The 17,093-nt window shown below is 73.5% G+C and carries 16 protein-coding genes; 2 read left to right on the top strand and 14 right to left on the bottom strand.

The annotated features are described in order from the left end of the window. Window positions 1-94 precede the first annotated feature (94 nt). The 5 genes from trmD to E4198_RS05555 all read right to left on the bottom strand — a co-directional run bounded on the left by trmD (window position 95) and on the right by E4198_RS05555 (window position 3,138). On the bottom strand, window positions 95-913 hold the full coding sequence (trmD, locus tag E4198_RS05535; protein WP_136182186.1) for a tRNA (guanosine(37)-N1)-methyltransferase TrmD: 819 nt from the start codon (window positions 911-913) through the stop codon (window positions 95-97). Next, window positions 910-1,437, bottom strand: coding sequence for a ribosome maturation factor RimM (gene rimM / locus E4198_RS05540; protein ID WP_136182187.1), 528 nt, complete (start codon window positions 1,435-1,437; stop codon window positions 910-912). Before rimM ends, trmD begins: the two co-directional genes overlap by 4 nt. Before the next feature lie 135 nt (window positions 1,438-1,572). Next, window positions 1,573-1,812, bottom strand: a complete 240-nt coding sequence (locus E4198_RS05545) for an RNA-binding protein (protein WP_027763869.1) — start codon at window positions 1,810-1,812, stop codon at window positions 1,573-1,575. Window positions 1,813-1,814: 2 nt separating this feature from the next. Next, window positions 1,815-2,273, bottom strand: coding sequence for a 30S ribosomal protein S16 (gene rpsP, locus E4198_RS05550; RefSeq protein WP_136182188.1), 459 nt, complete (start codon window positions 2,271-2,273; stop codon window positions 1,815-1,817). Between the two features lie 205 nt (window positions 2,274-2,478). Then, window positions 2,479-3,138 carry a hypothetical protein gene (locus E4198_RS05555; RefSeq protein WP_168711373.1) on the bottom strand — a complete coding sequence of 220 codons (660 nt, stop codon included), beginning with the start codon at window positions 3,136-3,138 and terminating at the stop codon, window positions 2,479-2,481. A gap of 394 nt (window positions 3,139-3,532) precedes the next feature. Between E4198_RS05555 and E4198_RS05560 the strand changes: the two genes are divergently transcribed. Beyond that, entirely contained in the window at window positions 3,533-4,354 is an 822-nt protein-coding gene (locus tag E4198_RS05560) for a class I SAM-dependent methyltransferase (RefSeq protein WP_136182190.1), read from the top strand. Between the two features lie 87 nt (window positions 4,355-4,441). On the opposite strand, the gene E4198_RS05565 is transcribed toward E4198_RS05560, so the two are convergent. From E4198_RS05565 to E4198_RS05600, 8 genes are all read right to left on the bottom strand, one after another. Then, complete coding sequence (locus E4198_RS05565) at window positions 4,442-5,587, bottom strand: DUF6596 domain-containing protein (protein ID WP_136185198.1); 1,146 nt, start codon at window positions 5,585-5,587, stop codon at window positions 4,442-4,444. Between the two features lie 8 nt (window positions 5,588-5,595). Next, on the bottom strand, window positions 5,596-6,003 hold the full coding sequence (locus E4198_RS05570) for a YciI family protein (protein WP_136182191.1): 408 nt from the start codon (window positions 6,001-6,003) through the stop codon (window positions 5,596-5,598). A gap of 140 nt (window positions 6,004-6,143) precedes the next feature. Then, a complete protein-coding gene (locus E4198_RS05575; RefSeq protein ID WP_136182192.1) occupies window positions 6,144-6,662 on the bottom strand; it encodes a GNAT family protein in 519 nt (172 codons plus the stop codon). A gap of 26 nt (window positions 6,663-6,688) precedes the next feature. Next, on the bottom strand, window positions 6,689-8,242 hold the full coding sequence (ffh, locus tag E4198_RS05580; RefSeq protein WP_136182193.1) for a signal recognition particle protein: 1,554 nt from the start codon (window positions 8,240-8,242) through the stop codon (window positions 6,689-6,691). 76 nt (window positions 8,243-8,318) lie between these two features. Further along, window positions 8,319-10,823 carry a [protein-PII] uridylyltransferase gene (locus tag E4198_RS05585; protein WP_136182194.1) on the bottom strand — a complete coding sequence of 835 codons (2,505 nt, stop codon included), beginning with the start codon at window positions 10,821-10,823 and terminating at the stop codon, window positions 8,319-8,321. 134 nt (window positions 10,824-10,957) lie between these two features. Further along, window positions 10,958-11,296, bottom strand: a complete 339-nt coding sequence (locus tag E4198_RS05590; protein WP_027763861.1) for a P-II family nitrogen regulator — start codon at window positions 11,294-11,296, stop codon at window positions 10,958-10,960. Next, window positions 11,293-12,615 (bottom strand): ammonium transporter, encoded by a 1,323-nt coding sequence (locus E4198_RS05595; RefSeq protein ID WP_136182195.1) that lies wholly within the window; start codon window positions 12,613-12,615, stop codon window positions 11,293-11,295. Before E4198_RS05595 ends, E4198_RS05590 begins: the two co-directional genes overlap by 4 nt. A 273-nt stretch (window positions 12,616-12,888) precedes the next feature. Then, window positions 12,889-14,472 carry a hypothetical protein gene (locus E4198_RS05600; RefSeq protein WP_136182196.1) on the bottom strand — a complete coding sequence of 528 codons (1,584 nt, stop codon included), beginning with the start codon at window positions 14,470-14,472 and terminating at the stop codon, window positions 12,889-12,891. Window positions 14,473-14,784: 312 nt separating this feature from the next. On the opposite strand from E4198_RS05600, the gene E4198_RS05605 reads away from it, so the two are divergent. After that, entirely contained in the window at window positions 14,785-15,528 is a 744-nt protein-coding gene (locus tag E4198_RS05605; RefSeq protein WP_136182197.1) for a bifunctional DNA primase/polymerase, read from the top strand. A gap of 185 nt (window positions 15,529-15,713) precedes the next feature. Here the strand turns inward: E4198_RS05605 and ftsY are convergent, their stop codons facing one another. Continuing rightward, on the bottom strand, window positions 15,714-16,925 hold the full coding sequence (gene ftsY, locus E4198_RS05610; RefSeq protein WP_136182198.1) for a signal recognition particle-docking protein FtsY: 1,212 nt from the start codon (window positions 16,923-16,925) through the stop codon (window positions 15,714-15,716). Window positions 16,926-17,093 lie beyond the last annotated feature (168 nt).

Here is a 17,093-nt window from a genome sequence, read left to right on the forward strand (position 1 = left end):
GCGGAACATGGTGAACGGATGTACGGTTGCCGCCGCTCCGGTCGGGCGTTGATCCCCCTGTGGCAGGGTCGCGCGCCGGACGCGAGGCAGCGGCCTATTCTTCCACGGGCCTCGTCGTGCGCCCAAATCGGCCCCCGGGTCCGACTTCCCAGCCCAGGGCGGAGAGCGTCGCCCGGTCGTGCGCGTCGAGCCCGACGGGATCGCACGCCTCGATCAGGTCGGGCCGGTGGGTGCTGGTGCGGGCGAGCGCCTGGTCGCGGCGCCACCGGGCGATCCGCCCGTGGTGGCCGCTGACCAGCACCTCGGGGATCTCCCGGCCGCGCCACTGCGGGGGCTTGGTGTACACCGGGCCTTCCAGCAGGCCGGCCATGCTCCCGGGGGCGAAGGAGTCGTCGCGGTGGGACTCGGCGTTGCCGAGCACGCCGGGCAGCAGGCGGGCGACCGCCTCCACCATCACCAGTACCGGCGCCTCGCCCCCGGCGAGCACGTAGTCGCCGATGGAGACCTCGCGCACGTCCAGACGCGACCCGTACTCCTCGACGACGCGGCGGTCGATGCCCTCGTAGCGGGCCGGGGTGAACACGAGCCAGGGTGCGGCGGCGAGTTCGACCGCGAGGGCCTGGGTGAACGGCCGCCCGCTGGGCGTGGGGACGACGAGGACGGGCTCGCCCTGGTCCGGAGCGCCGGAGGCGAGGATCTCGTCCAGCGCCTCGCCCCACGGCTCGGGCTTCATCACCATGCCGGGCCCGCCGCCGTACGGGGTGTCGTCCACGGTGTGGTGCCGGTCGTGGGTCCATGTGCGCAGGTCGTGCACCCGGACGTCGAGCTGCCCGCGGGCGCGCGCCTTGCCGACCAGGGAGACGTTCAGCGGCTCCAGGTACTCCGGGAAGATCGTGACAACGTCGAGCCTCACGCGCCCTTCCCCTCCTCCTCGTCGAGCAGCCCGGGGGGCGGGTCGACGACCATGCGCTGCGCGGACAGGTCGATCTCCGGGACGATCTCGGTGACGAACGGAATCAGCGCCTCGCCGCCGTCGGGGCGCCGTACGACCAGCAGATCCTGCGCGGGCAGGTGGGCGATCTCCTCGACGCGGCCGACGGCGCGCCCGTCTCGGGTGACGACGTCCAGGTCGAGGAGCTGGTGGTCGTAGAACTCCTCGGGGTCGTCCGGGCTCTGCTCCGGGTCGATCTCGGCGACCAGCAGGGTGTTGCGCAGCGCCTCGGCGCCGGTGCGGTCCTGCACGCCGGCGAAACGCAGCAGCAGGCGTCCGCTGTGCACCCGGCCGGTCTCGATGGTGAGCGGGCCGACGTCCGGCGGATCGGTGGCCAGAACGGCTCCGGGCGCGAGCCGCAGCTCGGGCTCGTCGGTGCGTACCTCCACGGTGACCTCACCGCGGATGCCGTGGGCGCGGCCGACGCGGGCGACTACCAACTGCACGGTCTCGGGTTCCCCTTCTTCTTCTCGCGTGTCCTCCGCCGGGCGGGTGGTGCGAACAGCGGCAGCGGCCGGGTGCGGCCGGAGCCGCCCCCGGCCGCTGCCGGTGGTGCGTGGTACTGCTCAGCGTGCTGCCGCTCAGCGGATCTGGTCCACGTCGACGAGGTCGACGCGTACACCACGGCCGCCGAGGGCTCCCACGACGGTGCGGAGCGCACGGGCCGTGCGGCCGTTGCGGCCGATGACCTTGCCGAGGTCGTCGGGGTGCACCCGGACCTCCAGCACGCGCCCGCGGCGCAGGGTGCGCTCCGCGACCTGCACCTCGTCGGGGTGGTCGACGATGCCCTTGACGAGGTGCTCGAGGGCCTCCTCGAGCATCCTCAGGCCTCGGTCGACTCGGTGGCGGTGTCAGCGGACTCGGCCTTGGCCTCGTCCGCCTTCTTCTCGCCCTTGTCGGACTTCTTGGCCTTCGGCGTGATGGCCTCGCCCTTGGGCTCGTTCGCCGACTGCTTGGCCGCGGCCTCGAAGAGGGCCTTCTTGTCGGCCTTCGGCTCGGCGACCTTCATCGGCTCGGGGGCCGGCAGACCCTTGAACTTCTGCCAGTCGCCGGTGACCTTGAGGATGGCCGCGACCGGCTCGGTCGGCTGCGCGCCGACGCCCAGCCAGTACTGGACGCGCTCCGAGTCGACCTCGATGCGGGAGGGGTTCTGCACCGGGTGGTACAGGCCGATCTCCTCGATGGCGCGGCCGTCGCGGCGGGTGCGCGAGTCGGCGACGATGATGCGGTAGTGCGGCGAACGGATCTTGCCCAGTCGCTTCAGCTTGATCTTGACTGCCACGGGTGTGGTGTCTCCTGGTCTTGACGTGGTGGGGCGCGGCGGAGTGCCACGTGGGGTTGTGGTGTCCTGGCGCCCGACGGACGCGTCAGCCGGAGGAGAGAGGGGTCCTGGACGGCTGCCGAGTACAGCCGCCCATGATGCCACACCTCACCGGTCCGGCCGAACCGGGGGCCGGGCCGGTGAGGTGTGGCCGCCGCCGGCGCATTCAGCCCGCGACGGCCATCGGTTCCTTGGACGGCGCGGCGTCCGGGATGCGGAAGGGCTTGCCGCAGGCTCCGCACATGATGGGCGCCTGCGCCAGCACGGAGGGGACGACGCGGACGTTGCGCCCGCAGTCGCAGACCGCCTTGACCCGTACCCCGCCCCCGGAGGAGCCGTGTCGGGCCGCGGGCCCGCGGAAGCTGCGCCCGCTCTCGGTGGTGGTGGCCGCGTCGTGCGCCTTGAGGGCGCGGTGCAGACGGTCGGCGGTGGAGCGGTAGCGCCGACGGGTGGCCGGGGTGAGGGTCACGAGGGAGAAGCCGCTGCTCGGATGCGGCTCTTCCGCGTGCTCCAGCCCCAGCTCTTCGGCGATCGCGAGGAACCGGCGGTTGTGGTAGCGACCGGCGCGCGAGGTGTCGCGGACACCGCGGGCGGCGGCGATCCCGTGCACGGCCTCGTGCAGCAGCCGTTCGAAGGAGAGCTCGGCGCCGCAGGCGGACGAGGACTCTCCGATGAGTGATTCGGGCGCGGCCAGATCCGGCAGCTCGGGATGGTGCCGTTGAATGTCGGCCCAGGCGGCTGCCAGCTCGGCGGCGAGAACTGGTGGTGTCGTGCTCACGTCGTGAACAACGAGCGAGGGGGGTCGGGTGTTCCGATTCGGGGCCATCCCAAATAATTTTCCCGTACCGGTCAGTTCACTCCGATGGGCCCTGACGAGGACGGGTGCGCCGATCTGCGGAGAAGACGCGTAGTCGCCGCATTCCCGGACGTAGTTCCGATTCGTACGCCTTCGGTGCGCCGGGCCGTTGCGCGGGCGAGCGCACGCTCCCCCGCGCTCGCTGGGACGCACGCACCGCCGTTCGCGGTTCCCCCGCCCCTCCCGGATGCCACGACCATATGTCCCGATTAGCATGACTTCGCGCCGCGGCCCTCCGCCCGGCGCATGCTACGGCAGTGCCCCGCGATCCGGATGCCGGGCCCGGACGGCGAGGTGCCGCGGCGTACGGCGACGGCCCGACCCCTGCGGCCGATCGGACGGATCGACGGATCGAGGCGCCTTGATGACACCCACGCTGGTCCACCACCCGCAGCGCGCCCGCGACTGGGCGGAGATCCAGGAGAGGATGCTGGTCCCGCTCTACGAGGCGGTCTTCGACCGGCTGGAGGTCGGCTCCGCCGCCCATGTCCTGGACCTTGGCTGCGGTTCCGGGCTGGCGCTGCTCCTCGCCGCGGCCCGCGGCGCGTCCGTGACGGGCGTGGAACCGGACGAGACGCGGCTGGCACTGGCTCGCGAGCGCCTGATGCCGGAGCCCGGCGGCGTTCCGGGCGGCCGGAGGGTGCGGCTGGTGGGCGCCCGCGTGGAGGACGAGGTGCCGCTGCACGAACCGCTGCCCACGGTGGTGACCGCGTTCGAGGCGCTGCCCGACCCGGAGGTGCTGTCCCGGACCGTGGCGTCTCTCGAACGGAACACGCCGGTGGTGCTGGCCGGGTGGGGGCCTGCCGAACGCTGCGGAGCAGCGTCGGTGCTGCGGGTGGCGGAGCGGACGGCGGACACCGCGGACCTGCAGGACGGGGAAGCTGGGGAGCCGCCGCATATGCCGGGCTGCTGGCAGCCCGGTGGGCGGGACGGCCTGGAGGAGCTGGCCCGCACCGCCGGTCTGCGGCTGGACGGCTCCGGGCGGGTTTCCTGCCCGTTCGGCTACGCCGACATGGACAGTGCCGTCCGCGGGTTGCTGTCCACCGGGCTGTACGACCGTGCGGAGCGGACCGCGGAGGAGGGGGTGGTGCGCGCGGAGCTGATCGAGGCGCTCGCCCCCCACCGGCGCGGCGACGGCACGGTGTGGATGCCGAATCTCTTCCGGTACGTGATCGCACGGGTCTGACGCCCTCCCGGATGCCGCGCGCAGAAACCGGAGGTCCAGCACGGCGGAGGACACTTCCTGCGGGGGGAGGTGCCGGATGCCGGCCGGTCAGCGGGACCGGACGGCGTTGAGCCGGGCGGCCTGGCGCGTGAGGTGGTCGCGCTCGGCGAGGTCGGGTGCCTTGTGGGCCGCCTCGGCGTACAGCCGGGCCGCCGTCGTCAGGTCGCCGTCGCGCTCGTGGAGGTATGCCGCGACCGCCGTGTGGCGGGGCAGTGCGGCGTCCAGCGGCGCGAGGGCCGCCAGACCGGCACGCGGTCCGTCGGCCTCCCCGACGGCGACCGCCCGGTTGAGCCGGACGACGGGGTTGTCGGTCAGGCGCGCGAGCTCGTCGTACCACTCCACGATCTGCACCCAGTCGGTCTCGCCGGCCGTCGGGGCGTCGGCGTGGAGTGCCGCGATCGCGGCCTGGGCCTGGTACTCGCCCAGCCGGTCACGTGCCAGGGCGGCCTGGAGTATTCCTACGCCCTCGGCGATCGACGCGGTGTCCCACCGGTCGCGGTCCTGCTCGGCGAGCGGCACCAGGCTGCCGTCGGACCCAGTCCGCGCAGCCCGCCGGGCATGGTGGAGCAGCATGAGCGCGAGCAGCCCGGCCACCTCGGGGTGGTCGATCGCGGCCGCGAGCTGCCGGGTGAGCCGGATGGCCTCGGCGGCGAGATCGACGTCGCCCGAGTAGCCCTCGTTGAAGACGAGGTAGAGGACGCGGAGCACGGTGGAGACGTCGCCCGGCCGGTCGAAGCGCGCTCTGGAGACGGTGCGCTTGGCCCGGCTGATGCGCTGCGCCATGGTCGCCTCGGGCACCAGGTAGGCCTCGGCGATCTGGCGGGTGGTCAGCCCTCCGACGGCGCGCAGGGTGAGCGCGACCGCCGATGCCGGGGTCAGCGACGGGTGGGCGCAGAGGAAGTAGAGCTGAAGGGTGTCGTCCGCCGAGGGAGTCGGTCCTGGTGCCGGCTCCTCCTCGACGCGGTCCTCGCGCCGGCGGCGGGAGGCCGCCGCCCTGGTCGCGTCGAGGAACTTGCGCCAGGCCACGGCGACCAGCCAGCCCTTCGCATCCCGCGGAGGGTCGGCCGGCCAGACCCGGAGCGCCTCGATCAGGGCGTCCTGCACGGCGTCCTCGGCCGCCGCGAAGTCGGCTCCGCGGCGGACAAGGGCGGTGAGCACGCTCGGCGTGAGGCTCCTGAGCAGGGCCTCGTCCATTGGCGGGGTCACTCCGTGATGGTGGGGGGCTCGGTCAGGAAGGGGCGCACCTCGAGCCACTCGTGGATCGGCTCCCCGCCCGCCCCGGGGGCGGCCGACAGTTCCCCGGCCAGTGCGACGGCGCGCTCGTAGTCGTCGACGTCGACGATCATCCAGCCGGCGATGAGGTCCTTGGTCTCCGCGAACGGCCCGTCGGTGACCGGCGGGCGTCCCTCACCGTCGTAGCGGACCCACGCTCCGTCGGGGGCGAGTGCCTGGCCGTCGACGTACTCGCCGGTCTTCTCCAGCCGGGCCGCGAAGTCGTTCATGTACTGCACGTGCGCGGAGATTTCCTCGGGGCTCCACTGGTCCATCGGCACGTCGTTGACCGGGGCGGGGGCGCCGCGGTAGTGCTTCAGCAGCAGGTACTTGGCCATGATGGTTCTCCTCGGTGCTCGTGCGGCCCATTGTGGCCGCCTTCACCCCGGGGACGGAGCCGGACGCGGGTTCTCGACATCTCCGCCCGGCTTTTTTTCGGGCTCTTTCCGAAAGGGCCCCGGCGCGCCCGGTGCCGCCGTCAGGCTGCGCCGGGCCACTCCTCGGCGGTGAGCGCGAAGCGCTCGTGGTCGCGCCAGGCTCCGTCGAGGAAGAGCATGCGCGGCGAGAAGCCCTCGTGCCGGAAGCCGAGCCGTTTCGCCATGGCGAGCGAGCGTTCGTTCTCGGGCTGGACGTTGATCTCCAGCCGGTGCAGCCCCAGGCCGTCCGGTCCCTCGGCGAAGCAGCGGTCGACGATCAGCCGCATGCCCTCGGTCATCCGTCCGGTGCCCGCGTAGGGCAGGTAGCTGTCGTAGCCGAGCGAGCCGTTACGGAAGCGCGCGCGGACGATGTTGGCCACGTTCACGCGTCCCACCAGTCCGTCGTCCTCGCGGTCGAAGATCAGGAAGGACCGCAGCACCGGTCCCTGGCGGCGTACCAGGTCGGGCAGGCCGTCCGGTTCGACCGGGTTCCAGGGACGCAGATGGTCGGCCGACCGGACGACGGCCTCGCTGTAGACCCGCTCGTCCTCAGGACGCGGGGGACGGATGTAGACGCGCATGGGTCACATCATCCCCCGCCCCCCTCTCACTTCGGCGGGAGCATGTCCTTGAACTCCTGAGGCAGCTCGAAGTCGCCGGCGTCCTGACCCGCACCGGGCATGCCGAACGCACCGCCGGCGGCACGCCGTTCGGCCGCGGCCTGCTCCTCCTGCCGGCGCTTCATCGGGTTGCCGGACTGGCGCTTGCCCTTGGCCTTCTTCTGCTGCTTGCCCTTCTTCCGCCCCCCGCCCACGCCGGGCATGCCCGGAACACCGGGCATACCGGGCATGCCGCCGCCCTGCGCCATCTTCGACATCATCTTGCGGGCCTCGAAGAAGCGCTCCACCAGGTTCTTGACGGCGCTGACGTCGACGCCGGAACCGCGGGCGATGCGCGCACGGCGGGAGCCGTTGATGATCGTGGGCTCGGCCCGCTCGCCGGGGGTCATCGACTTGATGATGGCGGCGGTGCGGTCGACGTCCCGCTCGTCGAGGTTGTTGATCTGCTCCTTCATCTGGCCCATGCCGGGCATCATGCCGAGCAGCTTGGAGATGGAGCCCATCTTGCGGACCTGCTCCATCTGGGCCAGGAAGTCGTCGAGCGTGAACTCCTTCGGTCCCTTAGCCAGCTTGGCGGCCATCTTCTCGGCCTCTTGCTGGCTGAAGGTCTGCTCGGCCTTCTCGATCAGCGTGAGCATGTCGCCCATGCCGAGGATGCGGGACGCCATGCGGTCCGGGTGGAACGCGTCGAAGTCGTCCAGCTTCTCGCCGTTCGAGGCGAACATGATCTGCTTGCCGGTGACCTGCGCGACGGACAGGGCGGCACCGCCCCGGGCGTCCCCGTCCAGCTTGGAGAGCACCACGCCGTCGAAGCCGACACCGCTCTGGAAGGCCTCCGCGGTGGTGACCGCGTCCTGACCGATCATCGCGTCGACGACGAACAGGATCTCGTCCGGCCGTACGGCGTCGCGGATGTCCGCGGCCTGCCGCATCAGTTCCTCGTCGATGCCGAGACGTCCGGCGGTGTCGACGATGACCACGTCGTGCTGCTTGTCGCGGGCGTAGGACACCGAGTCCTCGGCGACCTTCACCGGGTCGCCGACGCCGTTGCCCGGCTCCGGGGCGAAGATCGCCACACCGGCGCGCTCGGCAACGACCGAGAGCTGGTTGACCGCGTTGGGACGCTGGAGGTCGCAGGCCACCAGCAGCGGAGCGTGTCCCTGCGCGGAGAGCCAGCGGCCGAGCTTGCCGGCCAGGGTGGTCTTGCCCGCGCCCTGGAGGCCTGCCAGCATGATCACGGTCGGCGGGTTCTTGGCGAACCGCATCCGGCGCGTCTCGCCGCCGAGGATGCCAACCAGCTCCTCGTTGACGATCTTGACGACCTGCTGGGCGGGATTCAGCGCCTGAGAGACCTCGGCGCCGAGCGCGCGCTCCTTGACCTGCTTGATGAACGACCGGACGACCGGAAGGGCGACATCGGCCTCCAGCAGGGCGATGCGGATCTCGCGTGCCGTGGCGTCGATGTCCGCCTCGCTCAGGCGGCCCTTGCCTCGGAGGTTCTTGAAGGTCGCTGCGAGGCGATCGGAAAGAGTGTCGAACACGGCGGTCGCGGATCCTTCGCGTCGGATGTGGTGCGGACGGTCGACCCCCAAGGGTATCCGCCCGCACCGGGTGCGGTCAGGTCCCCTCGGCCGTGGCCCGTTCGGCCAGCGCGCGCTGTACGGCGCGGGCGACCTCGTCGGCCGCCGCTGGCGGCAGCGGCGCGCCCTGGACGTCGGTGACGTAGAAGGCGTCCACCGCGTTCGCGCCGAGCGTGCCGACGTGCGCACTGCGGACCCGTACCCGGGCTTGCTCCAGTGCGCGGGCGATGCGGTACAGCAGGCCGGGGGCGTCCTGCGCACGCACCTCCAGCACGGTCGCGCGGCGGGAGGCCTCCGGCGTGGCGACGGTGACACGGGCCGGCGGGGCCGCCATGCCGCGCCGGGGCGTGCGGTACGCCGCCTCGCGCTCGTCGAGGCGCGCCTCGACGCGGAGTCCGCCGTCCAGCACGCGGTGCAGGTCGGCCCGGAGCCGTTCGGCCTCCGGCAGCCGCCCGTACGCGGCGGCGACCCGCCACCCGAGGAGCAGCACGGTCGGGTCGCCGGGGTCGGCCGAGGTTCCGCCGGCGCCGGGATCTGCCGGGTCGGGATCTGCCGGGTCGGGGTCGGTGCGGACCTCGGCGGTGCGCACCGTGAGGCGGTGGAGGGCGAGCAGGCCGGCGACGGCGGGGAGGCCGCCCGGCCGGTCGGGCAGCGCGACGAGCAGGTGCGCGCCGTGCGGTGCGGTGACCGCCTCGGCGTCCTGAGGTCCGGGGTCCGGTTCCGGGAAGAGTTCCAGCACCGGCGCGCCCGTGCGCCGGGCCCGTTCGACGAGGCGTGCGGTGCGGGGGTCCTGGAGCCCGGGAGCCGTCTCGGGCGCCTCCCCCGCGAGCACCGCGTCCACGCGCTTGACCAGGTCGGCGACGAGCGACGCGCGCCAAGTGGACCATGCGGCGGGCCCGGTGGCGAGCGCGTCCGCCTCGGTGAGGGCGTGCAGCAGTTCCAGCGTGCCGCGACGCTCCACGGCGGCCGCCACCGCCTGCACGGTGGCGGGATCGTCCGGATCGCGCCGGGCCGCGGTCTCGGCGAGCAGCAGGTGGTGCCGGACCAAAATGGCGAGGACCGTCGCGTCGTCGGGGCCGAAGCCCATCCGGGCGGCGGCGTCCCGCGCGATGATCTCCCCGACGACGGAGTGGTCGCCCGGCCACCCCTTGCCCAGGTCGTGCAGCAGCGCGGCCACGAGCAGCAGATCGGGGCGCTGCACCCGCCGGGTCAGCGCGGAGGCGCGTACGGCGGTCTCCACCAGGTGCCGGTCGACGGTCCAGCGGTGCACGGGGGTGCGCTGCGGACGGCAGCGCACCCGCTCCCAGTCCGGCAGCAGCACGTCCGTGAGCCCCACCGCGTCCAGCGCCTCCCACACCGGCACCGTCTGCGGCCCGGCGCCGAGCAGGCTGACGAGCTCCTCACGGGCACCCGGCGGCCAGGGCACGGGCAGGGGCGCCGCGTCGCGTGCGAGCCGGCGCACGGCGGACGGGTTGAGCGGCAGTCCCGCCTGGGCGGCGGCCGCGGCGGCGCGCAGCGGGAGAACCGGATCGCGGTCGGGGCGAGCGGTACGGGCCAGGGAGACCTCGCCGTCGAACGCGACCACGCCGTCGGCCAGCGGCGTCCGCTCCGGCTGCGCGCCGCCCGGTGCGCGCCGCCCGGCGAGCAGGCGCGGGCGACCATGGCGTGCGGCGCGGGCACGCAGGACGCGGGAGACGTCCCGCCAGGTGACGTCGGCGGCGTAGCCGATGGTGTGCGCCGCCTCGTACACGCGGCGCAGCAGCGCGTCGGCGTCCGGCAGGCCGAGAGCGGCGGCGACCGGGTCCTGTTCCTGGAGGGCGAGCCGGTCGGTGGTGCGGCCGGTGGCGAGATGGAGGGCGTCGCGCACGTCGAGCAGGGCGGTGCGGGCGTCGGCCAGGCCCTCCCGCGGAGCGTCGGCGAGCCAGGACGCGGCGACGGCGCGCAGCGCGACGGCGTCGCGCAGACCGCCGTACGCCTCCTTGAGGTCGGGTTCGAGGAGGAAGCGGAGTTCACCGTGCCGGTGGGTGCGTTCGCGGACCAGTTCGCGGAGTCCGGGGAGGCGGCGGTGGGCGTCCGCACGCCACGCGGCGAGGGCGGCACCGCGTACGGAGGCGGTGAGCCGGGGGTCGCCGGCGATGTGGCGCAGGTCGAGGAGGCCGAGCTGCACCTTCAGATCCCCGGCGGCGGCCTTCGCCGCCTCGGCGGGGGTGCGCACGGAGTGGTCCAGTGCGATGCCGTGGTCCCAGACCGGGTACCAGACGCGGTCGGCCAGGGAGGCGACGGCTGCCGCGCCGGCGCCCCCGCCCGCGCGCGGCTCGTGGAGGAGGACCAGGTCGAGGTCGCTGGCCGGGGAGAGTTCGGCGCGGCCGTAGCCGCCGGCGGCGGCGAGGGCGGTGCCGGCCGGGGGCTGCCCGGCGCCGTGGAAGAGGGTGACGAGCCATTCGTCGGTGGCCCTGGCGAGGGCCTCCCGGCGCGCCGGGCCCGCGCAGCCGACGGGGTCGCCGTGGAGCGTGCGGTCCCGGAGGGTGGCGTACTCGGTCACGGTGAGCCTCCTTACTCCGTCCTGGGTCCGCGGGGCGGGCGCGGTCGGCGCGCGCGGGTGGTGAGACACCGGCCCGTGCCGGAAGCCCGGGGCGTCCGCCGCGCAGGGGAGCGCGGCGGAACGCCCGCTGAGCGTCAGAGCGCGTCGGGGCCGCGTTCGCCGGTGCGGACGCGGACCGCGGTGTCGACGGGGACGGACCACACCTTGCCGTCGCCGATCTTCCCGGTGTGCGCCGCCTTCACGATCACGTCGACGATCTGCTCGGCGTCGTCGTCCTCGACGAGCACCTCCACCCGCACCTTCGGCACGAGGTCGACGGTGTACTCGGCGCCGCGATAGACCTCGGTGTGGCCGCGCTGGCGCCCGTACCCGCTGGCCTCGGTGACTGTCAGGCCGTGGACGCCGAACGCCTGGAGGGCCTCCTTCACCTCGTCGAGACGGTGCGGCTTGATGACTGCGGTGATGAGCTTCACGCGTCCACCTTCCTGGTCGTCTTCTTCCCGGCCTGCGGGGCCGCGGCCGGTTCGTCGTGGGCGGCGCCGCCGGGCGTCGCGGGCGACGCGGGCGACGCGGCACGGGCCACCGCCGTGGCGCCGACCGCACTGAAGTCGTACGCGGTCTCGGCGTGGTAGGCGTGGTCGACGCCGGTGGTCTCGTCGTCCTCGGTGGCGCGGAAGCCGATGGTGACCTGGACCAGTTTGGCGAGCAGCCAGGAGGCGACGAAGGAGAAGCCCAGCACGGAGAACGCCCCGACCGCCTGCTTCCCGAGCTGGGTGAGGCCGCCCACACCGTCGGTCGCGAGCACGCCGACCAGCAGTGTGCCGACGAGGCCGCCGACCAGGTGGACGCCGACGACGTCGAGGGAGTCGTCGTAGCGCAGCTTGTACTTCAGGCTGACCGCGGCCGAGCAGACCGCGCCGGCGACGACGCCGATGAGGATCGCGCCCAGCGCGTTGACGTGAGCGCCGGCCGGGGTGATGGCGACGAGGCCGGCGACGGCGCCGGAGGCGGCGCCGAGGGTGGTGAAGGCGCCGTGCCGGATGCGCTCGTAGGCCAGCCAGCCGAGCATCGCGGCGCCGGTGGCCACCTGCGTGTTCAGCGCCATCGTGGCGGCCGTGCCGTCGGCGGCGAGCGCGGAGCCCGCGTTGAAGCCGAACCAGCCGAACCACAGCAGGGCCGCGCCGAGCATCACCAGCGGGAGGCTGTGCGGACGCGTCGGATCCTTGCGGAAGCCGATCCGGTTGCCGACGACCAGCACGGCGGCGAGCGCGCCGATGCCGGCGTTGATGTGCACGGCGGTGCCGCCGGCGAAGTCGATGACCTCGAGTTCGTACAGCCAGCCGCCCTCGGCCCACACCCAGTGCGCGACGGGGAAGTAGACCAGGGTGACCCAGAGGCCGATGAAGAGCGCCCAGCCGCTGAACTTCACGCGGTCGGCGAGCGCGCCGCTCATCAGCGCGGGCGTCAGGACGGCGAACATCAGCTGGAAGAGGGCGTACGCGAAGACCGGGATACCCTCGTCGCCTCCGGTGAGGGACTCCACGGTGACGCCCTGGAGGCCGATGTGTTCCAGGCTGCCGATGACGCCGCCGTGGTCCGTGCCGAAGGCGAGGGAGTAGCCGTAGAGCACCCACAGGATGCTGACTACACCCAGCGAGACGAAGGACATCATCAGCATGTTGAGTGCGCTCTTCACCCGGACCATGCCGCCGTAGAAGAAGGCCAGGCCAGGGGTCATCACCATGACCAGCGCTGCGCTGATCAGTACGAATGCGGTATCCGCGCCGTTCACTGTGGGCGTCTCCTTACACGGTTTGCGACCCGTGGGACACAGATCTGGGGACCGGTTCAGCCCAGAGTCCCGGGGGCGCGTTTCGGCCGTGGTGGCGCGTTGTTTCGCCGTGGTGACGAAGACGACCGCGGTGTTACGGGCGGGTGACCGCGTGCGTCCGGGCGCCCTCGTGGGAAGGGGGACCGGCCGCGACGCCACCCGGTGTGACCTGGCGGGGGAGCCGAGTCGGGCAGTCCGGGGTGGCGGTCGCGGCCGGTGTTCGGGGGCGGCGGCTCAACAGGCCGCCGCGGTCTCTCCTTCGGGCAGTTCGTCGGCGAGGCGCTCGGCGAGGCGGACGACCTCGGGGACGTGCCCGAAATCGCGGGTCGCCGTCGCGGTGGTCTTGCGGAGCCGGTTGTTGACCCGTTCGGAGCGGATACGGCGGGCCACGGTCATCGCTTCTGTGGCGCGGGTGGCGCAGCGCTCCGGCTCACGCTGGAGCAGGTGGACGCTGGCCAGGCCGATGAGGTTCAGCGCGTAGCTGCGCTGGTGTCCCCCGCCCTCCTGGGCGGCCTCCCGGCCGAAGAGTTCCACCGCTCGTTCCATCCCGGGCTCGGCGAGCGAGGCGTAGGTGGGGCTGCGGCCGGAGGAGTAGGCGAGATCGCGGTAGGAGTGCGCGATCTCGGCGTTCAGCTCCCCCTCGCAGAAGAACCGGATCCAGTCCGGCTCGCCGTCGGGGGCACCGCGGTCCTCGAAGGTCTCCTCGGCCATCCGCACGGCGCGCCGGCACTTTCCGGGCTGGCCCATGTTGGCGTAGGCCCGGGCCTCCATGGCGTGGAGCATCGCCTGGGTGCGTGCGGTGGCGCCGTCCCTGCTGCCGTACTGGGCCAGGTGAACGAGCTCCAGGGCGTCGTCGGCGCGGCCGAGGTGGATCATCTGCCGGGCCATGCTGGAGAGGATGAACGAGCCGAGCGGCCGGTCGCCCGACTCCTTCGCGGCGTGCAGCGCGAGCACGAAGTACTTCTGCGCGGTCGGCTGCATCCCGATGTCGTACGTCATCCAGCCGGCCAGCTCGGCCAGCTCGGCCGTCACCCGGAACAGCCGGACGGTGATCTCGTGGTCGCGGCGGGCGAGCTGTTCGTGGAGCAGGTCGGTGACCTCGTGCAGCTGGCCGACGACGGCTTTCCGGCGCAGCCCGCCCCCGCACTGCGCGTCCCAGCGGCGGAACATCACGGTGGTCTGCTCCAGCAGCTCCAGCTCCGGGCCGGAGAGCCTGCTGCGGCGTTCTCCTGGGCCGCCGCCTTCGCGCGCCGCGTCGCCCGCAGCCTGTCCGCGGGACTGCGCGGGCACGGGCAGGGGGTACACACCCGCCTCCACGCGAGCGCCCGGTACAGCGGGGCCGCCGCCGGGCGACGGCACCAGCCAGCGCTGCATGGGCTCGACCAGCGCCGGTCCGGCGGCCATCGCCAGCGACGGGCCGAGGAACCCGCGACGGCCCAGCATGAGGTCGCTGCGGGAGAACTCGTTGATCAGCGACACCGTCTGGGGGCCCGCCCAGGGCAGGTCGACACCCGAGGCGGTGGGCGCCTGCCGCGCGCATCGCAGCCCCAGCTCCTCGACGGCGACGACGCAGCCGAAGCGCTCGGAGAACAGCTCGGAGAGGATCCGCGGGATCGGCTCGCGAGGCTGTTCGCCGTCCAGCCAGCGCCGCACCCGCGAGGTGTCCGTGCTGATGTGGTGGGCGCCGATCTGGCGAGCCCTGCGGTTCACCTGGCGCGCCAGCTCGCCCTTCGACCAGCCGCTGCGCACGAACCACGAGCCGAGCAGCTCGTTCGGGCGCTTCCGCGCGCTACTGTCACCGCCACCGTCGCCGGTCACGTGTCACGCCCCCATCCGGCCCGGCCGCCGCTCCCGGAGCCCACGTGCCTCCGGCATAGGCGTTCGCCGAGCGATCTTCCGTCGCTGTGAGCACCGAAAGTAATCCTACGATCACTGTCTCCGCGAGGGCGAGAGCGAAATCGCCACCATTCGCCACCCCTTCGAATGAACCTTTCGCCAGGCACACGCGCTTCACTTGACGCGGGGACGGGGTCGCGAGGCCGCACCCTGGCGCACTCCTCCGTCACCCTCCGCTGTGCGGACGTCACCAGCGGTCGTAACCATCGGCACCCGGGACCCGTTGGAGGGAGCATGGGCTTCACGATCGGCGCCATCGGCAGCGGCATCCGGGAGATGCGGGATCTCCGCGAGACCCGACCCGGCGGACGGCGGCGCGGGCGCGCGCCGGAGGGCACCGCCGTGGCGGAGTACACCGGGCTGTGGGGCTGGGCGGTGGTGCCGGGCGCGCGTGCCGGGCGAGGCGGCCGTGGGGCTCCGGCCGGGGGGCGTACCGCGTGCTCGTGCGGTTCCGCCCGCTGCCCGGAGCCGGGCGCGCACCCGCTGCCGGGGGCCGACGAGGTGCCGGCGGGCGCCACGCTGGACGAGGCGACGCGGGTGTGGGCACGGACACCGGGGGCGGCGATGCTGCTGCCCGCGGGGCGGACGTTCGACGTGCTGGAGGTCGCCGAGGAGGCCGGCCGGCGGGCACTGGTGCGGCTGGAGCGGATGGGACTGCCGACCGGGCCGGTGGCGATCGCCCCGCACGGGCGCGCGTGGTTCCTGGTGGCGCCGGGGGCTGCGGAGGACCTGCCGGAGCTGCTGTACCGGATGGGCTGGGACGACACCACCGGGCTCGACCTGCGCTGCCTCGGCAAGGGCGACCACATCACCGCACCCCCGTCCGACCACGGCGGTCTGGGGCCGGTGCGGTGGCTGCGGGCACCCGGGCTGGAGCAGGCTGCGTGCCCGCCGGAGGCCCGACTGCTGCTGGGCACGCTCGCCTACGTCAGCCACCGGGCGCTGCCGCTGCGCGGGGCGCCCGGACGACTGGGCTGAGCCCTCCGCATCGCGAGCGGCCGACCGTGCGGCCGAGACCGGCGCCTCGTCAGGCCGACCGAGGGGCACGGGCTGAGGCTGGCTTCCCCCGCTGCGGGCCGGCCACCTCTGGGCGGCGGCCCTCGGGTGCACCGGCGAGGAGCGTGGGCCGGGACGGGCCGGGCGCACGGCCCGTCCCGGCGGGGTCAGTCGCCGATGAGGGCGTCCACGAAGGCTTCGGGTTCGAAGGGGGCGAGGTCGTCCGCGCCCTCGCCGAGGCCGACGAGCTTGACCGGGACGCCCAGCTCGCGCTGGACGGCGACCACGATGCCGCCCTTCGCGGTGCCGTCGAGCTTGGTGAGCACGATGCCGGTGATGTCCACGACCTCGGCGAAGACCCGGGCCTGGACCAGTCCGTTCTGGCCGGTGGTGGCGTCGAGCACGAGCAGCACCTCGTCGACCGGGCCCTGCTTCTCGACGACCCGCTTGACCTTGCCCAGTTCGTCCATCAGGCCGGTCTTGGTGTGCAGGCGGCCGGCGGTGTCGATGAGGACCACGTCGGCACCCTCGTCGGTGCCCTCCTTGACGGCGTCGAACGCGACGGATGCCGGGTCGCCGCCCTCGGGACCGCGCACGGTGCGGGCGCCGACGCGCTCGCCCCAGGTCTGGAGCTGGTCGGCCGCGGCGGCGCGGAAGGTGTCGGCGGCGCCGAGCACCACGGATTTGCCGTCGGCGACGAGCACCCGGCCGAGCTTGCCGGTGGTGGTGGTCTTGCCGGTGCCGTTGACGCCGACGACCAGGACGACGCCGGGCCGGTCGACCGCGCCGCGCGTCTCCGTGTGGACGGTGCGGTCCTCGTCGGGGCCGACCAGGGTGAGGAGTTCGTCGCGCAGCAGGCCGCGCAGTTCCTCCGGTGTGCGGGTGCCGAGGACCTTGACCCGTTCGCGCAGCCGTTCGACGAGTTCCTGGGTGGGGGCGACGCCGACGTCGGCGGCGAGGAGGGTGTCCTCGACCTCCTCCCAGGTGTCCTCGTCGAGGTGTTCGCGGGAGAGCAGCGTCAGAAGGCCCTTGCCCAGGGCGTTCTGCGAGCGGGACAGGCGGTTGCGCAGCCGCACCAGCCGCCCGGCGGTGGGCTCGGGGGTCTCGATCTCCGGTGCGACGGGGGCGGGCGCCGCCTCGGGCCCGGCGACGGTGCCGGGGGCCTCCGCCTCCGGGAGCCCGACCTCCTCGATCGTTCTGCGCGGCTCCTCGAGCCGGGTCTCGGCGTCCTCGCCGAGGTGCGGTTCCGCGGGGGGCGCGGTGGTGGTCCTGGTGTCCCGGGATCCGGCGGCCTTCTTCTTCCGGCCGCTGACCACGAGCCCGGCGATCGCGGCGAGCGCGAGCACGGCGATCACCGCGGCGAGGATGACGATTTCCATCGGTGCCTTTCGAACGGGCGAGGACCGGCGGTGCCGGTTCCGGTTGTCGGGACGGGGCCGGTGGCGGGGCCCTTCGGCGCCCGCCCAGTATCCCAGAAGGGTCCGGACCGGGCGGTGAGCCCGCCTCCGCCTGTGGAGAACCCGCGGCCCCGGCTCACGGGGAGCCGG

It is taken from the genome of Streptomyces sp. RKND-216 (assembly GCF_004795255.1).
Taxonomy (GTDB): Bacteria; Actinomycetota; Actinomycetes; order Streptomycetales; family Streptomycetaceae; genus Streptomyces; species Streptomyces hazeniae.